Origin of the sequence: Lysinibacillus sp. NPDC097279 (genome assembly GCF_044761745.1) — a bacterium.
Taxonomy (GTDB): domain Bacteria; phylum Bacillota; class Bacilli; order Bacillales_A; family Planococcaceae; genus Lysinibacillus.
In genome coordinates, this window is sequence record NZ_JBIWDA010000004.1 from 243,676 (window position 1) to 261,885 (window position 18,210).

15 protein-coding genes are annotated in these 18,210 nt (G+C 40.3%); all 15 read right to left on the reverse strand.

All coding sequences use genetic code 11. The features are described 5' to 3' along the window. Window positions 1–840 precede the first annotated feature (840 nt). The 15 genes from smpB to ACIQ1H_RS17205 all read right to left on the reverse strand — a co-directional run bounded on the left by smpB (window position 841) and on the right by ACIQ1H_RS17205 (window position 18,174). Entirely contained in the window at window positions 841–1,308 is a 468-nt protein-coding gene (smpB, locus tag ACIQ1H_RS17135) for an SsrA-binding protein SmpB (protein WP_340822545.1), read from the reverse strand. A 57-nt stretch (window positions 1,309–1,365) separates the two neighbouring features. Next, the gene (rnr, locus tag ACIQ1H_RS17140; protein WP_402890349.1) at window positions 1,366–3,813 is read right to left on the reverse strand and encodes a ribonuclease R; all 2,448 of its coding nucleotides are present in this window, start codon (window positions 3,811–3,813) and stop codon (window positions 1,366–1,368) included. 39 nt (window positions 3,814–3,852) lie between these two features. Next, complete coding sequence (locus ACIQ1H_RS17145; protein WP_402890350.1) at window positions 3,853–4,599, reverse strand: alpha/beta hydrolase; 747 nt, start codon at window positions 4,597–4,599, stop codon at window positions 3,853–3,855. A 180-nt stretch (window positions 4,600–4,779) separates the two neighbouring features. After that, window positions 4,780–5,007: a preprotein translocase subunit SecG gene (secG, locus tag ACIQ1H_RS17150; RefSeq protein ID WP_173479464.1), complete on the reverse strand. Its 228-nt coding sequence runs from the start codon at window positions 5,005–5,007 to the stop codon at window positions 4,780–4,782. Between the two features lie 761 nt (window positions 5,008–5,768). Continuing rightward, window positions 5,769–7,061 (reverse strand): phosphopyruvate hydratase, encoded by a 1,293-nt coding sequence (gene eno / locus ACIQ1H_RS17155; RefSeq protein WP_402890352.1) that lies wholly within the window; start codon window positions 7,059–7,061, stop codon window positions 5,769–5,771. A 2-nt stretch (window positions 7,062–7,063) separates the two neighbouring features. Beyond that, on the reverse strand, window positions 7,064–8,605 hold the full coding sequence (gene gpmI, locus ACIQ1H_RS17160; RefSeq protein WP_402890354.1) for a 2,3-bisphosphoglycerate-independent phosphoglycerate mutase: 1,542 nt from the start codon (window positions 8,603–8,605) through the stop codon (window positions 7,064–7,066). Next, entirely contained in the window at window positions 8,598–9,359 is a 762-nt protein-coding gene (tpiA, locus tag ACIQ1H_RS17165; RefSeq protein ID WP_402890356.1) for a triose-phosphate isomerase, read from the reverse strand. The genes gpmI and tpiA overlap by 8 nt, the downstream gene beginning before the upstream one ends. Window positions 9,360–9,377: 18 nt before the next feature. After that, on the reverse strand, window positions 9,378–10,562 hold the full coding sequence (locus ACIQ1H_RS17170) for a phosphoglycerate kinase (protein ID WP_402890357.1): 1,185 nt from the start codon (window positions 10,560–10,562) through the stop codon (window positions 9,378–9,380). Window positions 10,563–10,911: 349 nt separating this feature from the next. Next, window positions 10,912–11,928, reverse strand: a complete 1,017-nt coding sequence (gap, locus tag ACIQ1H_RS17175; RefSeq protein ID WP_402890358.1) for a type I glyceraldehyde-3-phosphate dehydrogenase — start codon at window positions 11,926–11,928, stop codon at window positions 10,912–10,914. Between the two features lie 36 nt (window positions 11,929–11,964). Next, window positions 11,965–12,993 (reverse strand): sugar-binding transcriptional regulator, encoded by a 1,029-nt coding sequence (locus tag ACIQ1H_RS17180; RefSeq protein ID WP_402890359.1) that lies wholly within the window; start codon window positions 12,991–12,993, stop codon window positions 11,965–11,967. Window positions 12,994–13,221: 228 nt separating this feature from the next. Further along, a complete protein-coding gene (locus ACIQ1H_RS17185; RefSeq protein WP_255313811.1) occupies window positions 13,222–13,344 on the reverse strand; it encodes a hypothetical protein in 123 nt (40 codons plus the stop codon). 316 nt (window positions 13,345–13,660) lie between these two features. Next, window positions 13,661–13,897, reverse strand: coding sequence for a glutaredoxin family protein (locus ACIQ1H_RS17190; protein WP_402890360.1), 237 nt, complete (start codon window positions 13,895–13,897; stop codon window positions 13,661–13,663). A 287-nt stretch (window positions 13,898–14,184) separates the two neighbouring features. Next, on the reverse strand, window positions 14,185–16,461 hold the full coding sequence (locus ACIQ1H_RS17195) for a S9 family peptidase (RefSeq protein ID WP_402890361.1): 2,277 nt from the start codon (window positions 16,459–16,461) through the stop codon (window positions 14,185–14,187). 361 nt (window positions 16,462–16,822) lie between these two features. After that, on the reverse strand, window positions 16,823–17,593 hold the full coding sequence (locus ACIQ1H_RS17200) for a TPM domain-containing protein (protein ID WP_402890363.1): 771 nt from the start codon (window positions 17,591–17,593) through the stop codon (window positions 16,823–16,825). Then, window positions 17,593–18,174, reverse strand: a complete 582-nt coding sequence (locus tag ACIQ1H_RS17205) for a LemA family protein (RefSeq protein WP_402890365.1) — start codon at window positions 18,172–18,174, stop codon at window positions 17,593–17,595. Before ACIQ1H_RS17205 ends, ACIQ1H_RS17200 begins: the two co-directional genes overlap by 1 nt. Between the last annotated feature and the right edge of the window lie 36 nt (window positions 18,175–18,210).

The following is an 18,210-nucleotide window of genomic DNA, read 5'->3' on the forward strand; positions in this document are numbered from 1 at the left end:
CGCGGAATCCTCACCTCACTTCGCGGAATTCCCTCCTCGCTCCGCGGAATCCTCACCTCACTTCGCGGAATTAACCACCTGCTCCGCGGAATCCTCACCTCACTTCGCGGAATTAACCACCTGCTCCGCGGGATTCTCTCTTCATTTCATGGATTCTCCCCTGCTTCGCGGAATTAGCTCCTCTTTTCGCGGAATCCTCACCTTGCTTCGCGGAATTATCCTCTCGCTCCGCGGAATTGACCTCCTGCTTCGCGGGACTCTCTCTTCATTTCATGGATTCACCCCCGCTTCGCGGAAATACCTCCTCGTTCCGCGGAATTAGCTCCTCACTTCGCGGAATTAACCTCCTGCTCCGCGGGATTATCTCTTCATTTCATGGACTCACCCCCGCTTCGCGAAATACATCCTAGCTCCGCGGGATTAACACCTCACTTCGCGGAATTAACCTCTCGTTCCGCGGTATTCTCTCTTCATTTCGTGGATTCTCCTGCTCCGCGGAATCCTCACCTCATTTCGCGGAATTATCCTCTCGTTCCGCGGGATTACCCCCTCACTTCGCGGAATTTACCTCCTGCTCCGCGGTATCCTCACCTCATTTCGCGGATTCAACCCCGCTTCGCGGAATTCCCTCTTCGTTCCGCGGAATTAACACCTCATTTCGCGGAATCCTCACCATGCTCCGCGGTATCCTCACCTCATCTTGTCCCGCGGAAAGCGCCCGCCGCAGCTGAAATCCTCGCCCGCTTCGCAGATAAGCCCGTGCCCAAGGTCATCACCTTGCGCCAAAATATAGAAAAAGCTCACCACAACAAGTGGTGAGCTTCAATCTCTCTAAATCTATCAATATTGATTTTTTGCTTTGAAGGTACGTTCCATTTCGCGTTTTGCTTCTTTTTTGCGCATGTCGTCGCGTTTGTCGTAGTCTTTTTTCCCTTTGCCGACGCCGATAAGGAGTTTGGCGTAGCCGTCCTTAATGTACATCTTCAGTGGGATGATTGTGTAGCCATCGCGTTTGACGGCACCGACTAGTTCGCCGATTTGCTTTTTATGTAGAAGCAATTTACGGGCGCGTAGTGGGTCGTGGTTGAAACGGTTCCCTTGGTCGAATGGGCTGACATGCATGTTGCTAATCCATGCTTCGCCGCTTGTGATTCGAACGTACGAGTCGCGTAATTGGACTTTGCCTGCACGAATGGCTTTAATTTCTGTGCCTGTTAGTACCATGCCTGCTTCAATCGTCTCTTCAATGAAGTAGTCATGCCCTGCTTTTTTGTTTTGTGCTAATACTTTCCCAGTACCTTTTGCCATCTTGTTCACCCTCAATTCAAAGGTTGAGCAGGACTTAGCCTGCTCACGCTGGATTTTTTATTTACGTTTTGTTTTTTTCTTTTTGCCTTTTTTCGCAATGCCTTCGTAAAACTTTTGTTTTTGCTTTACGCCTTTTTTCGGGCCTGGGCTTGAGCTATCTTTGCGTCGGCCACGTGGGTCACGGTCGCTTCCGCCTCGTTCACCGCGTTTAGATGAGTCACCACGGCTTTGTTTTTCATCGTCACGGCGACCTTTGCCACCACCTGAACGACTGCTACGGCTGCTGCGGCCATCTTTATTATCATTATAGTTTTTGCGTGCATGAATAACTGTAGGTGTTGCTTTTCTTGTTCTTCCATAAGAAGTTACCATTCCTACGATTTCAAAGTCAATCGATGACTCCTCAATAATGACGTTTGCGACGCGTACTTTTACTTCATCACCGATGCGGAATTGGCGGTTCGTACGTTCACCAATCATCATCATTTGGCGATCATCGAAGCGATAGTAATCGTCGGTCATATTGCTAATGTGCACGAGGCCTTCAATCGTATTTGGTAGCTCGATAAAGATACCGAAGTTTGTAACAGAAGAAACGATACCTTCGAACTCTTCGCCGATTTTATCAGACATATATTGTGCTTTTTTCAGTGCGTCTGTATCACGTTCTGCATCGACTGCACGACGTTCGCGTTCTGATGTGTGGTCGGCAATTTCATCCATCGCCATCGACCACTGTGCAACCGTTTCTTGTGACGTGTCTTTATTAATTAAGTACGTGCGAATTAAACGGTGGACAACTAAGTCAGGGTAACGACGAATTGGTGATGTGAAATGTGTATAGAAATCCGTCGATAAACCGAAGTGACCAATGCTTTCTGGATAGTACTTCGCTTGTTGCATTGAGCGTAGTAGCATCGTTGAAATAACAGGTTCTTCTGGCATGCCCTCAATTGCTGATAAAACATCTTGCAATGCTTTTGGATGCACCGTATTGCCTGTACCTTTAATTAAAATACCGAAGTTCGTTACGAATTCAAAGAAGCGTTGTAGCTTTTCTGGCTTTGGATCTTCGTGAATACGGTATAGGAACGGAACATTCATCCAATGGAAATGTTCTGCAACCGTTTCGTTGGCAGCAAGCATGAAATCTTCAATTAATTTCTCTGCTACAGTTCGTTCACGTAATTCAATATCGACTGGCCATCCATCTTCATCGACGATTACTTTTGATTCTTTAAAGTCAAAGTCAATCGCACCACGTAGCTCACGTTTATTGCGTAAAATTTTTGAAAGCTCTGCCATATGGTTAAACATCGGTACAAGTGGCTCATAGCGAGCAATTAGTTCTTCATCTTTTTCCTCTAAAATTTTGTAAACGTCTTTGTACGTCATACGCTCTGTCGTTTTAATGACACTTTGGAAAATTTCATGCGCAATGACATTACCATTGCCATCAATAATCATTTCACACGATAGCGTTAGTCGATCTACCTGTGGATTTAAAGAACAAATACCGTTTGATAGTCGATGTGGAATCATTGGAATAACACGGTCTGTTAAATATACACTTGTTGCGCGGTCATATGCTTCAATGTCTATTACAGAGCCTTGTGTTACGTAATAGCTGACATCGGCAATATGTACGCCAAGCTTGTAGGTACCATCTACATTTTTTGTTACGGTTACCGCATCATCTAAATCTTTTGCATCTGCACCATCGATTGTGACGATTGTTTCATGACGTAAATCACGACGCCCCTCTAAATCTGCTGGTGAAATTTCATCTGGCACTCGTTGTGCAGCAGCGACCACTTCTTCTGGGAACTCTGGTGGAATGTCGTGCTTATATAGAATTGATAAAATATCGACACCTGGGTCATTTTTATGTCCTAAAATTTTTGTAATATAGCCTGTTGCTGATTTTAAATCTTCTGGCCATGTCGCAATTTCTACGACCACTTTGTGGCCATCAACAGCGCCTAATGTATCGCCTTTTGCAATGAAAATGTCCATTGGTAATTTTTTATCGTCCAATACGACAAAGCCGAAGCCTCTATTTGCTTGGAATGTTCCAACAAATGACGTTTGCCCACGTTCTACAACTTTTGTGATTGTACCTTCGCGGCGATCGCCAAATGATTCCTTTAACACACGAATAAGTACTATGTCGCCATTAATGGCACCATTTACTTCGTGCGGTGGAATAAAGACATCGTCCATGCCCTCAACATCAGGTGCGACAAAGCCAAATCCTTTTGCGTGGCCGATAAATTTACCACGTAGTAAATTCATGCGCTCTGGTAAGCCGTAACGGTTCGAGCGTGAGCGTACAACTAAGCCCTGCCCCTCCATGCGTACGAGCGTTTTTACGAGCTCCTTAAATTCTTCTGCGTCCTCAAACCCGAATTCGTCTTCTATTTCTCCAACGGTTAAAGGTTTATATTCTTCTTCACCGAAAAACTCGAGTAATCGACTTTGTAGTGAATCTTTTTTGTCCGTCATACTTAATACCCTCCCTCATGTAAAAATCCTAAATCATTTTTAGTGTGCCCAATTTAGGCCTTCTAAAAAACGATAAATATCTTCATGTAATTGATCTTTTTCTTGATCTAATGTTATAACGTGTTTTGAGTTTTCATACCACTTGATATATTTTTCTAGTGACTCAGTTTGATTATATATAATGTTGGCAGATTCTGTCTCTATTACCTCATCATTTGTCGCCTGTACGACAAAAATAGGGGCATAAATCATATCTATTTCTTTCCGAGTCTGCGTAATAAACTCACGAAGTTGTTGTAATGATGGCATACCTTTGTCAGCGATTAACGACACTTCTGCATCAATTTCTGCGTCGGTTTTGCCTTCAAATTTTTTGTATTCCTTAGCATATTTCAATACGCCTTCAAACATTACGTCTGTTGTACGCATCGTTATTGGTGCACACATTGTAACAATGCCCTTTACAGGATTGTTTAGTGCTACATTTAAAGCCATCACACCGCCAAGTGATAGCCCTGCTACGGCAATTTCCTCATAGCCAGCATCTTGTAATTTTTGGTACGCCGCTTTAACATCTTGCCACCAATCAGTTGGTCCTGTTGTAATGAGTTCTTCAGGTTGCACACCGTGCCCTTTATAATGAGGCGCTAATGTAGTATACCCTTTTTTCTCTAAATATCTACCAAGCATACGCACATCTGCAGAGCTACCAGTAAATCCGTGTAATAATAACACTGCACGCGGTCCTGCTTGAAAGAAAAATGGCTGAGATAATGATTTGTTCATGGCAAGTTCTCCTTCACTGTAAAACATATTCACTCTATTATAGCCATATCCATTATACATTGGCGTAATTTAGCATCTTTTATACGTATAATACCCACATTATTCGTCTAGGTTCATCTATGTACTGAAAATAAAAGAAAACGCCCAACCAGTCGAGGTTAGGCGGAATATCTTCAACTATTATATTTTTGCAATAGCGATTGCTAAAAGAAAGAATAAAATTGATAAAACAATTGTTGCACGGTGAAGAATTAAATCCATACCACGTGCTTTTTGCTTTCCAAATAGTTGTTCAGCTCCACCCGAGATGGCACCTGACAAGCCTGCACTTTTACTAGATTGTAATAAAACTACGACAACCAATGCTAATGATACGATAACTAAAGCTATTAATACTGCTGTATGCATCCACTGCACCTCCCGAACTTTGAAACATCACAACACACTATATTATAACAAATAAAGATTCCCATGACAAACACAGATTACAAAATGGTATAACTTTTCCAAATACTATGTACAATACATACATTAAAAAGTAGAAGTCTCACTCTACTCTACTGATATTATACAAAAAAATATAGAAATAATTCAAATCCCAAATGCAGTGACTGGCACCCAAACAATTTTGAATTTTCTTGCATTACTTGTCCTACTTTGAACGCACACAGTGCCAGGCACTCACACAATTTATACTAGTAGATTGCAGTGGAGGGCGGCGACTCCTGCGGGAACAGCACGGAACCTAAGACGCAACTAGCCGCGCGCTAGCGAGGGTTGCGGCTTACGATGTGCCCGCGGAAAGCGCCGCCCGCAACGGAAATCAACGTTGTAGAACTCTCTCCATGCTCACTTTACTTCAATCACGCACTAATTGAATAGTGAATAGTGACAGGCACTCACACAATTACAAATATGAGCCAGGCAGTTCCTATGTTTTTTTATCACTAAGTAAAAATTCACGTAGACTCCTGCGGGAACGCACGTAATGTAAGACGCAACAAACCGCGCGCTAGCGAGGGTTGCGGCTTACGTCGTGCCCGCGGAAAGCGCAGTGAATTTTTACGATTTAGAATAATATGACCCCTGTTAGTAAAAATTCATTCGTTAAAAAAAGACTATAGACAAACAAGTTTGTCTATAGTCTGAAGCTAGTACTAGCTGTTCACTTATTTTAAGTTATAGAAAGTTTTTAAACCAAGGTATTCTGATGTTGCACCAAGTTGATCTTCGATGCGCAGAAGTTGGTTGTATTTTGCAACGCGGTCTGTACGAGATGGAGCACCCGTTTTAATTTGACCAGCATTTGTTGCAACAGCGATATCAGCAATTGTTGCATCTTCTGATTCACCAGAACGGTGAGAGATAACTGCTGTGTAACCAGCACGTTTCGCCATTTCGATTGCTTCAAATGTTTCTGTTAAGGTACCGATTTGGTTTACTTTGATTAAAATTGAGTTACCAACACCTTGCTCAATACCAGAAGCTAATTTTTTCGTATTTGTTACGAATAAATCATCTCCCACTAATTGTACGCGAGCGCCAATGCGGTCTGTTAATAATTTATGACCAGCCCAGTCGTTTTCGTCTAAGCCGTCTTCAATTGAGATGATTGGGTATTTTGAAGTTAACTGTTCGTACCAGTCCACCATTTCCTCAGAAGTTTTCACAACGCCCTCACCATCTAAATGGTATTTGCCATCTTCTTTGTTGAATAATTCAGAAGACGCCACGTCCATTGCTAATTTCACTTCTTCACCAGCTTTGTAGCCAGCTTTTTCGATTGCTTCAAGGATAACAGTGATTGCTTCTTCGTTCGAACCAAGGTTTGGTGCGAAACCACCTTCATCACCTACAGCTGTGTTGTAGCCTTTATCTTTTAGTACTGCTTTTAAGCTATGGAAAATTTCAGCACCCATACGTAATGCATGACGGAAGTTTTCTGCGCCAACAGGCATTACCATGAATTCTTGGATGTCTACGTTGTTATCCGCATGTGCACCACCATTTAAGATGTTCATCATCGGTACTGGTAATTGTTTTGAGTTGAAACCGCCAAGATATTGATAAAGAGGTACATCTAAATAATCTGCTGCAGCATGTGCAACTGCCATTGAAACACCTAGGATTGCGTTTGCACCTAGTTTACCTTTGTTTTCTGTGCCATCTAGCTCGATTAAAGCTTTGTCGATTACTACTTGGTCAAGAACTGAGAAACTACCTTCTAATTCTTGTGCAATAATTGTGTTAACATTTTCGACTGCTTTTAATACACCTTTGCCAAGGTAACGTGATTTGTCACCATCGCGTAATTCTACCGCTTCGTATTCACCTGTAGATGCACCTGATGGCACGATTGCGCGACCAAAAGCACCTGATTCTGTAAATACTTCAACTTCTACTGTTGGGTTCCCACGTGAGTCTAAAACTTCGCGCGCATAAACTTGTGTAATAAATGGCATAATTAATTCTCCTCTTTTTCGATTAATGATTTACCTGTCATTTCAATAGGTTGTGACACCTCTAATAATTCTAACATGGTTGGCGCTAAATCGGCTAAAATGCCACCATTTCTTAACATTAAATTTGCTTTCGTCACAATTACTGGAACAGGGTTTGTTGTATGAGCTGTCATCGGATTTCCTTCTAACGTTACAACCTCGTCAGAGTTACCGTGGTCAGCTGTAATAATAGCCGCTCCGCCTTTTTCAAGCAGGGCATCTACTACTTTTCCTAGACATTCGTCGACAGCTTCGATTGCTTTAATTGTCGGCTCTAGCATTCCACTATGTCCCACCATATCAGGGTTCGCAAAGTTTAAAATAATGCCATCAAATTTGTCGGCTGCAATCTCTGCAAGCAATGCGTCTGTTACTTCATAAGCACTCATTTCAGGTTTCAAATCGTATGTCGCTACTTTTGGAGAAGCGATCAGAAGACGTTCTTCACCTGCGAATTTCTCCTCACGTCCGCCACTCATAAAGAATGTCACATGTGGATATTTTTCTGTTTCAGCAATACGTAGCTGTGTTTTACCATTAGAGGCTAACACTTCACCAATCGTATTTTTTAAGTTGTCATTTTCATAAGCAACTTGTGCGTTCACTTCATCACTATAATGTGTAAACGATACGAATTTTACATTTTGCGGATGATTTGCTGATAAAGCAAAGCCGTCAAATGTTGGATTTGTAAATACTTTCGATAATTGAATTGCACGGTCTGGTCGGAAATTAAAGAAAATTACCGCGTCATTATCATCAATTGTTGCTACTGGCTCTCCATGTTCTTGGATGCTAAATGGAATAACAAATTCATCGGTCACTTCACGCTCATAAGATTCAGTAACGCCACCTTTTGCGCTTTCCGCTGTTTGTCCAACCCCATCAACGAGGACATTATAAGATAATGCTACACGGTCCCAACGTTTGTCGCGATCCATCGCATAATAGCGTCCATGGATGGAAGCAAATTTACCAATACCAATCGCAGCCATTTGTTTTTCTGTTTCTTCGATATAGTCGATCGCTGTTGTTGGTCCAACATCACGACCATCTAAAAATGCATGCACAAAAACATCTTCAAGCCCTTGTTCTTTTGCAAGCTTTAATAGCGCAAACATGTGCTCATAATGGCTATGTACACCGCCATCTGATAATAAACCCATAACATGTAGCTTAGAATTATGTGCTTTCACATGTGCTACTGCGTCTAAAAATGCTTGATTCGTAAAGAAATCTCCTTCGCGAATCGATTTATTTAAGCGCGTTAAGCTTTGATACACTATACGGCCCGCTCCAATATTTAAGTGCCCAACTTCAGAGTTCCCCATTTGTCCTTCTGGCAACCCTACTGCTTCACCTGAAGCTATTAAAGTTGAATGCGGAAATTGGTTCCAAAAGCGATCAAAATTTGGTTTCTTTGCTTGCGCAACGGCATTTCCGAATGTTTCATTACGGAATGCGAAACCATCTAAAATAATTAATGCTACTGGCTTTTTAGGCATTTGCTGCCGCCTCCAATAATTCTAAATATGACTCAGCTTGTAAGCTTGCACCACCGACTAGCGCCCCATCGATATGCTCTTTTGACAATAATTCTTTAATATTATCAGGCTTTACGCTACCGCCGTATTGAATACGCACAGCCTCTGCTGTTGCGTTATCATATAATTTTTCAACAACTGCACGAATAGCACCACATACTTGGTTAGCATCTTCTGCTGTTGCTGTTTTACCTGTACCGATTGCCCAAATAGGCTCATAGGCAAGAACCATATGCTCTACATCCTGTGCGGCAAAGCCTGCAAGCGCCGCTGTAATTTGGCCAGCTACTTTTTGCTCTGTCGTACCTGCCTCACGTTCTTCCAATGTTTCACCACAACAAATAATTGGCACGATATTATGTGAAAGCGCTGCTGCCACCTTTTTATTGATAGCTTCATCAGTTTCGTTATAATATTCACGTCGCTCAGAGTGTCCTAATATTACATAGTCAACCTCAACGCTTGCAAGCTGCGCTGGACTAATTTCACCTGTAAACGCACCTTCGTTTTCGTAATGCATTGTTTGAGCACCAATTGCTAGCTCAGATTCACTAGCGATTTGCACTAGTGTTGGTAGAAAAAGTGCTGGTGCACAAATAACAGCATCTACTTTATCATTGGCAGGGAGATTATCCTGCAAGCTATCGACAAACTGTATTGCCTCTTCAAATGTTTTATACATTTTCCAGTTACCTGCAATAATTGGTTTACGCATCGTTATGCCTCCTATCTATTATTTATCGTTTAATGCCACAATACCAGGAAGCTCTTTGCCTTCCATTAATTCAAGTGAAGCGCCGCCACCAGTAGAAATGTGGTCCATTTTATCAGCTACTTCGAATTTTTCTACTGCTGCTGCGGAATCTCCGCCACCGATTACAGTATAGCCAGCAGTTGCTGCCATTGCGTCTGCAACAGTTTTTGTACCATTTGCAAATGGTTCTAATTCAAAAACGCCCATTGGTCCATTCCAAATGATTAATTTTGAATTTTGAATAACTTCTGCATAGTGTGCAGCTGTTTTTGGTCCAATATCAAGACCCATCCAATCAGCTGGGATAGCATCTACATCGACAACTTTTGTCTCTGCATCTTTCGAAAATTCATTGGCTACCACTGCATCAATTGGCATATGTAACTGCACGCCTTTTGCCTGCGCTTTTTCAATGAACGATTTTGCTAGTTCAATTTTATCTTCTTCTAATAACGATTTACCGATATCATGACCTTGCGCTTTAATGAAGGTAAATGATAAACCGCCGCCAATAATTAAATGGTCTACCTTTTCAAGTAAGCTCTCAATAACACCGATTTTATCTTTTACTTTTGCGCCACCAATTATCGCAGTGAAAGGACGCTCAGGATTTGATAATGCTTTTCCTAATACATCTAATTCTTTTTCCATAAGGAAGCCAGATACAGCAGGGATGTGTTTTGCAATCCCTTCTGTTGAAGCATGTGCACGGTGAGCAGCACCGAATGCATCGTTGACATAAACGTCCGCTAGTTTAGCAAATTGTTCGGCAAGTGCAGGATCGTTTTTCTCTTCACCAGCATGGAAGCGCACATTTTCCAGTAGAACGATATCGCCATTTTGCATGTTCTCCACAGCTGTTTCTACTGCTTCACCGATTGACTCATCCAATTTAGTAACAGGCTTACCTAAAATTTCAGCAAGGCGGATACCTACTGCAGTTAATCGCATATCTTCTTTTACTTCACCTTTTGGACGACCTAAATGAGACGCTAAAATAACTTTTGCGCCTTGTTCGACTAAATATTCAATCGTTGGAATGGCTGCGCGGATACGTGTTTCATCTGTAATTTCTCCATCTGCCATTGGTACATTAAAATCGACACGTACGAAGACGCGCTTCCCTTTTACATCAAGATCTTTCATTGTTTTCTTATTTAACATGAAGAAACCCCCTTCAAAGTTTTGTTGTGCGGACATTATAAAATGTGCTCAACCCATCTTGGTTTTACACATTTTGGACCAAGTTAAAATATACCTTTATTAGCTTTTATAGTAGCAAAAGTAATGTTCGGTGTCTTGTAAAAGACAAGGTAACTACTACCTGTATGCAGATAGCAAGTCATCCATATTTTATCCAAGATATTTGTATTTAAAAAGGAGTAGGGTAAACGTCCCCTACTCCTATTACCCTTGTTTATTATATCTTTTCGATATTATAAAGGCTATACTTTTTGTGCGTAAAAAGCCGTATTATGTCACACTTTTTACTTCAAATTGCGAATTATGACACTTATTTATGATTTAACCCTTGTTGTGCGATATATAATGCAAGGTCCATTAAACGAGTAGAGTAACCAATTTCATTGTCATACCAAGCAAGAACTTTCACCATACTATTTTCTAAAACCATTGTTGAAAGACCATCTACAGTTGAAGAGTTATGGTTGCCATTGTAATCAATTGATACTAATGGTAGCTCATTGTAGCCTAAAATACCTTTTAGCTCATTTTCTGAAGCTTCTTTTAAAGCCGCATTAATCGCATCTTTTGTTACATCTGCTTTTAGTTCTACAACTAAATCCACACATGATACGTTCGGTGTAGGAACACGCATAGAGAATCCATCAAGCTTACCTTTTAATTGAGGTAATACTTTCGAAACGGCTACTGCTGCTCCTGTTGTTGTTGGAATCATTGACACTGCCCCTGCACGTGCACGACGTGGATCAGAGTGCGGGAAGTCAAGGATTCGTTGATCGTTTGTATATGAGTGAATTGTTGTCATCATACCGCGCTCAATGCCGAATTTCTCATCTAAAATTTTAGCTACTGGCGCTAAACAGTTTGTTGTACAAGATGCATTTGAAATGACATCATCTGTTTTTGGATTGTAATCTTCGTGGTTAACACCCATTACAAATGTCGGCATATCGCCTTTAGCTGGAGCAGATAAAATTGCTTTTTTAGCACCTGCTTCAATATGTTTGCCTACCTCATCCATTGAGCGGAATCGACCTGTACATTCAAGAACAACATCTACGCCAAGCTCACCCCAAGGTAATTGTGCTGGGTCTTTTTCAGCGTATACTTTCACTGTTTTTCCATTCACTACGAAAGAATCTTCGTCTGCATTGACATCAGCATCATAAATACCATGTACAGAATCGTATTTTAATAAGTGTGCAAGTTGACCTGCATCTGTTAAGTCATTCACTGCAACTACTTCAAACTCATCATGTTTCATTGCTTCACGAAATACTAAACGTCCAATACGTCCAAATCCATTAATTGCTAACTTTAATGCCATTGTTAATTCCTCCAATAATGTTTTATTGATTTATTTTTACAGTAAACGTTCAGCGATTGCTTTCGCAGCAGCCTCATCTGTTATAAAAATCGTCTGCTTCGGCGCTACCTTAAAGTAAGATAGCATTGCATTCACCTTTTGTTTTCCTGCTGCAACCGCAATAATATGCTTACATTTTTCAACTTGTTCAAGTTGAATGCCAATCGTACGAATACGATGCACAATGTCTCCTTCGGCGTTAAAATAATAACCGAACGCCTCACTGACAGCACCTTTTTCCTCGAGAATACGCAAATCTTCGGGCGATGAATTACGACGAATCGCCATTTCTTCAGCAGAGCCGATACCATGAATAACGCAATCAGCACGGTCATAATAAGCCATGATTTCTGTCACCATTGGCTCCGTTAACATTGCCTGATATGCCTGTTCACTTAAATGCTCAGGTAAAAACAATGTACGGTACTGGGCTTCCATCTGCATAGCAAATGTTGCAACGAGTGTATTGGCCTGCATTTGCATTTCATGTCCGATTCCGCCACGAGCAGCAACAAATGTTACATTGTGGTTACCATCGACTGGTTGTAAAAACTGCGCTAGCGAAGCGACTGACTTTCCTCCAGTAACAGCTACAACTTGCTCATTAGCAATAGTCGAAAGAAATTGCTGTGCCGCCTCTTTTCCAAGCAATGTTAATACGGTTTCGTCATCGTTATAATCACCTGGAACAACTAGCACATGCTGTAGTCCTAAATGGTTTTCGAGCGCCTTGCCAAGCTGTGTTAGACCAGACCATTCATATACTAATGCTCTAAGCTGTTCAATAACTAATTCACCATCACTCGTACATACCATACCCGACTTTTGGGAATCTAATAACCCTTGATCACGTAAAATATCTGTTTCTTTACGGATTTCACGCTCTGTCATTTTGAGTGACTCTGCTAGTGTTCGTCTCCCAATTGGTTGCATTAACTGAACCGATTGCAAAATACGGTATCTCGATTGTAGAAGTGGATTCATTTCTGGAAGTAGTCTTTGCTGTGCCTCAGGAACAGTTAACATAAATATCTACTCCCTCTCACTTTAGTGGGACGATTTTTAACCCACTATATAAAATTATGTCCCACTTGTAATTTTATTATAATATGCTTTATAAAAAAGAGCAAGTAAATAATGGTATGGTTTGCTTTTACAAACTTTATACACGTTATCATATGGTTTGTAAAAATTGTTGTTCGTGAAAATAAAAAATCCCGCAACCAATTCTTTTGGCTGCGGGACTGCATGTTATTATTTAGTGAAAGATAGTACGGCGTTTTTCTTGAAGCCAGCTAAAGCTTTTGTTGCTTCCGTTTTGTTTGTGTATTCAAAAATACGTACGTCCTTTTGTTCAAATACTGTAATAACCCACATAGTCAAATCTCCCTTTAAGTTTATTTTTGTAATATAACAACCACGTAAATATGTGATACTTTTGATTAACTGTTTTATAACAACCTCTTACTTGATTCCTATTCTACTCCAATTTTTTCAAAAAGAAAGCTTTGTGTGAAGTTCTTCACAAACTGTTCATATTCATAACGCTTTCATTGAACAATTTGTGAATAACGCAAATTGTAGGTTTAATTATATCTATAGAAGAAAACAAAAAATCCGCTTTTCACTTGGTGAAAAACGAATTTTTTAAGCTTCAATTCAATTATGTACGTTCATCTCATCGCTACACTCGTTATTCACTGCACAAATGTTCCATCAACGTTACATAGTCTAAATTGCCATATTGGATGACTTCTCCGTCCTTTTCAACAACGGGTATCATCAGCATATATTTTTCGTGTACTGCATCATCTTTTTCTATATCGATAATGTCGATTGAGAAATCCAGTTCTTCTTGAACAAGCTTTAATGTACGCAAGCCTTCTACACAAAGCTCACAATGCGAACGACTAAAAAATTTCACATTCATTTACACACAACCCCTTCCTATTTAGGTGTCAGGCACTCAAACAATTCTGAATTCTCATGCCACTCCTTTTAAAGTTTACCAAGTAAAGTAAGACACAACAAACCGCGTGCTCATGAGGGTTGTGGCTCCAGAGCGCTGAGCGGAAAGCAAAGTGGATATCTACTATTTAGGAGCTGCTCATTAAGTGCCAGGCACTCAAACAATTTGAGTGGAATCAACGGCCGAAATTTAGATTAATTTCAAATAAAGAAGACTGTGCAAAAAAATTTCTGCACAGTCTCATTGTTTTAATTTTTCAAATGGCTATCAAAGAATTTAACCATCGCATTATAGAATTCAATGCGGTTTTCTTCGTTTTGGAAGCCATGTCCTTCATTGTCTTTCAGCATGTACTCTACATCCACGCCTCTTGCACGTAACGCTTCAACGATTTGATCAGATTCTGCCTGATTTACACGTGGATCGTTTGCACCTTGCGCAACAAATAATGGTGTTTTAATTTTATCCACATGGAAGACTGGCGAAACTGCTGTTAACAGATCTTTGTCTTTCTCTGGATGCCCTACACGCTCATAGAACATATTACGCATAGTTTCCCAATAAGGTGGGACTGTATCTAGCAATGTGAAAATATTTGATACACCAACATAGTCAACTGCTGCTGCATATAAATCTGGTGTAAACGCAATACCAGCTAATGTTGCGTAACCTCCAAATGATGCACCATAAATACCGATGCGGTCAGGATCAGCAATACCTTGATCGATTGCCCATTGCACGCCATCTGTAATATCATCCTGAATTTTTAGACCCCATTGCTTATTACCAGCTTGTAAAAATTCTTTTCCGTAACCAGTAGATGAACGGAAATTCACTTGTAGTACCGCATAGCCTCGGTTTGCAAGTAGCTGTACTTCTGGGTTAAAGCCCCACATATCACGAGCCCATGGTCCACCGTGAGGGTTCACGATAAGCGGTAAATCTTTTGCTTCTTTGTTTTTCGGTAATGTTAAATAACCGTTAATTGTTAAACCATCACGACTCTTATAAGAAACAGGATGCATTTCTGCAAGCTCTTCTGACTTTAACCAAGGACTTAATGTTGCTAGTTCTGTCATTTCATCTGTAGTTGAGTCATAGTAGTAATATTTGCCGTACACTGTGTCACTAGACACGCTGACGATGAATTTCGTCATTTCTTTATTGTAGTCATTGATGCCTAGTTCACTTTCTTCAACGCCTAGCTTGTCTTGAATTTTGCGGAATAGCTTTTCAAAATCTTCATCGAAGAATTGATAATGTACCTTATCCGTTACATATGCACCGTATAAAATTTTATCTTGCTCACCACTATATAATACACCAGTTACGTCTACTTCTTCGTTCGACATAATGACTTCTTCGTTACCTTCAAGATCATATTTCACTACTTCTACTTTATCTCTACCTTTATTTGAAGTTGCGTAAATATGCTTATTATCTTTAGAGAAGGCTAGTGGCGTCACTTCATCGCCCGCAGCCATTTCAATAAATGGTTTAAATTCGTCTTTTTCTGTGTCACGATATAGAATCATACCTTCTACACCATCTGAAACTACAGCTATACGAATATTGCCATCACGGTCAGCTAACCAATCTGCTACGTTACCAGGATTTTTTGCAACATGTTTTGTTTCGCCTGTCTTAACATTTAGCTTGTACACATCAAAGACTGTTGCATCTTCTTTGTTCATCATAATTAAAATTTCATCTTTAACACCTTGTAAACTACTTAATACTCCTACAGTTACACCTGGATAAGGCGTTAAATCTTTTTCTTCTGTACCATTAAATGTAGAAGAATAAATGTGGAAGTTTTCATCTCCACCTTTATCTTTCGCATAAAGCAATGTATCATCTTTCCAGAAGAATCCTGCAATATCACGATCTTTTGAATTAGATACACGAACTGGTTCACTATCATCATTCATTTTTTTCACGAAAACATTTGAACGGCTTTCCCATGCTGATGCAAATGTAATGTAATTACCATCTGGTGAAAGCTGATAACCGAAGTTTCCTGGATTTTTCATAAAATCCTCTACAGAAATTTCGTTAACACCTTCGTTACTAGCACCGTTTTTTAAACTCTTAAATGTAGTAAATATTTTAGTAGCGTCTTGTTTAGAAATTGTTTCACTATTTTCTGAAATGCTATTAAATAAGCCTAGCTTATTTGCTTTTTCCAGATAGTCTGCTAGTGTTACTTCTTTTTCTTCTTTCTCAAGCGCTCTTACTAAAATTCGTGCGGCTTCATTACGTTTAATTGCACTACTTAAGTTATCTAATTCACCGTCTTTAACCCACTTATTAATCACTTCTTGACGCATTGATTCTGAGCCATGTTGGAATGTTAAAGATGTTACAGCTAAATCAAGAAATTCTTTTGCTGTTAGGCGTTCCTCTTGTGCAATAGTAATGTTGCTAGTTTCATTAGCAGCACGAACTTCCTGTACGGAAACAGGATAAACAACAGAGGCTGTTAAAATGACCGCTAAAGATGCTGACAAAAATCTTTTTTTCAAAGTAATTCCTCCTTATATCAGTGTTCGTTATATCGTTTGTCGATACAATGAAATTATAACAAAATTAGTTAATTTGTCAATAATTGATAATAATTATTTATTTATCCTTTTTATCCAATAAAAAAGGACCCTCCTATTAAGGAAAGTCCTTCGTTTGAGTGACTGGCACTTAAACAATTTGTTCTTCTAAAGCGTTAAAATCCACTTCGCTTTCCGCGGGCACAGCGTAAGCCGCAACCCTCGCTTATGCGCGCTTTGTTGCGTCTTACATTGCGTGCTTTCCCGTAGGAGTCTTCGTGGATTTTCAGTATTCAGAATTGTTTGAGTGACTGGCACTTAAATTGTGCCAGTCACCAAACAATTAAAACTTTCGGCTTGCTCCGCCGCCTGCAGATGATCCGCCTCCAAAGCCACCGAACCCGCCACCGCTGGAACCACCTCTACCAAAACCTCCGCCAAAGCCGCCTCCAAATCCTCCTGGATAACCTCCGCGTCCCCTTGAACGTGGTCCGCCTCCGCCATTTGAGAAGATAATGAAAACAAGCACTAAAATAACGAGTAACACAAATAGCCAATTGGGCATTGACTCACCCTCCACTGCTTGTGTCGGCATCTCTCCATCCCAATTATATTCTTTAGCTACTGTTTGAAATAATTCAGCATATGTCGCTTGAAAAGCTTGATCGACTTCACCTGTACTTGCAGATGGATAAAAAGCATTATCTAAAATACGTCCTAATTTTCCATCTGGTAACGCTCCCTCTAAACCTTGACCAACAGCAATGACTACATCATTATTTCCTTGTCCTTGCCCAAATGTAGCCAATAGCAGAACACCATTATTTTTCTTTTCATCTCCAATACCCCATGCACGAATTAATTGCGTAGCATACATTTTTGGCTCTTGCCCTTGAATGCTATCCATTGTAACAATCATTATTTCAGCACCTGTGCCTTTATCTAATTGCTCTGAATAATGATTAAGTTCTTCCTTTACAGAACTTGAAAGCACATTTGCAAAATCATGGATGTACGTATTTTTCATTGGTGTGGGCAACTGTGCTAGTGCGCTGTTAGCTGTAACAAACCACATAAAACACGCAACTAAAAGCGTTACTGTCAACCGTTTCATTATTGTTTACCCGAATCACTAAAATCTACTGCAGGTGCTTTTTCAGCTCCAGCCGCTGCCTTAAAGTATTCCTTTTGTTCGAAGCCAAACATACCTGCAATAATATTCCCTGGGAAGCGTTTTACTTTTTTATTAAAGCCTTGTACTTCATTATTGTAATCCTCACGTGCTACCGCTAGTCGATTTTCTGTCCCCGCCAGTTCATCCATTAATTGACGGAAATTTGCATCGGCTTTTAAATTCGGATAATTTTCTACGACTACAAGTAATCGACTAAGTGCGCCGTTTAACGCATCATTTGCACTCGCTTGTTCTTCGGGTGTTTGTGCATTGCCCATTTGTGCACGCGCCTCCGTAATGCTAGTAATGACTTCTTGCTCGTGATTAGCGTACCCTTTTACAGATTCCACTAAATTCGGAATTAAATCGTAACGGCGTTGTAGCTGATTTTCGACTTGAGCCCACTTCGAGTCAACATTTTCCTCAGCGGTTACAAGACTATTATATTTTGGAATAAATAGTAAAGCTAATACAGCTAAAATAATAACGATTATCCCTACTGGTCCAAGTATTTTTTTCAATTTTTTATCCTCCTTAACTTTCTTTTGTTATACCTC

Coding starts and splice junctions, on each gene's coding strand:
- smpB (WP_340822545.1), bottom strand. CDS start 1,308: ATGGCAAAAGGTACTGGGAAAGTATTAGCACAAAACAAAAAAGCAGGG.
- rnr (WP_402890349.1), bottom strand. CDS start 3,813: ATGACGGACAAAAAAGATTCACTACAAAGTCGATTACTCGAGTTTTTC.
- ACIQ1H_RS17145 (WP_402890350.1), bottom strand. CDS start 4,599: ATGAACAAATCATTATCTCAGCCATTTTTCTTTCAAGCAGGACCGCGT.
- secG (WP_173479464.1), bottom strand. CDS start 5,007: ATGCATACAGCAGTATTAATAGCTTTAGTTATCGTATCATTAGCATTG.
- eno (WP_402890352.1), bottom strand. CDS start 7,061: ATGCCATTTATTACACAAGTTTATGCGCGCGAAGTTTTAGACTCACGT.
- gpmI (WP_402890354.1), bottom strand. CDS start 8,605: ATGCCTAAAAAGCCAGTAGCATTAATTATTTTAGATGGTTTCGCATTC.
- tpiA (WP_402890356.1), bottom strand. CDS start 9,359: ATGCGTAAACCAATTATTGCAGGTAACTGGAAAATGTATAAAACATTT.
- ACIQ1H_RS17170 (WP_402890357.1), bottom strand. CDS start 10,562: ATGTTAAATAAGAAAACAATGAAAGATCTTGATGTAAAAGGGAAGCGC.
- gap (WP_402890358.1), bottom strand. CDS start 11,928: ATGGCATTAAAGTTAGCAATTAATGGATTTGGACGTATTGGACGTTTA.
- ACIQ1H_RS17180 (WP_402890359.1), bottom strand. CDS start 12,993: ATGTTAACTGTTCCTGAGGCACAGCAAAGACTACTTCCAGAAATGAAT.
- ACIQ1H_RS17185 (WP_255313811.1), bottom strand. CDS start 13,344: ATGTGGGTTATTACAGTATTTGAACAAAAGGACGTACGTATTTTTGAA.
- ACIQ1H_RS17190 (WP_402890360.1), bottom strand. CDS start 13,897: ATGAATGTGAAATTTTTTAGTCGTTCGCATTGTGAGCTTTGTGTAGAA.
- ACIQ1H_RS17200 (WP_402890363.1), bottom strand. CDS start 17,593: ATGAAACGGTTGACAGTAACGCTTTTAGTTGCGTGTTTTATGTGGTTT.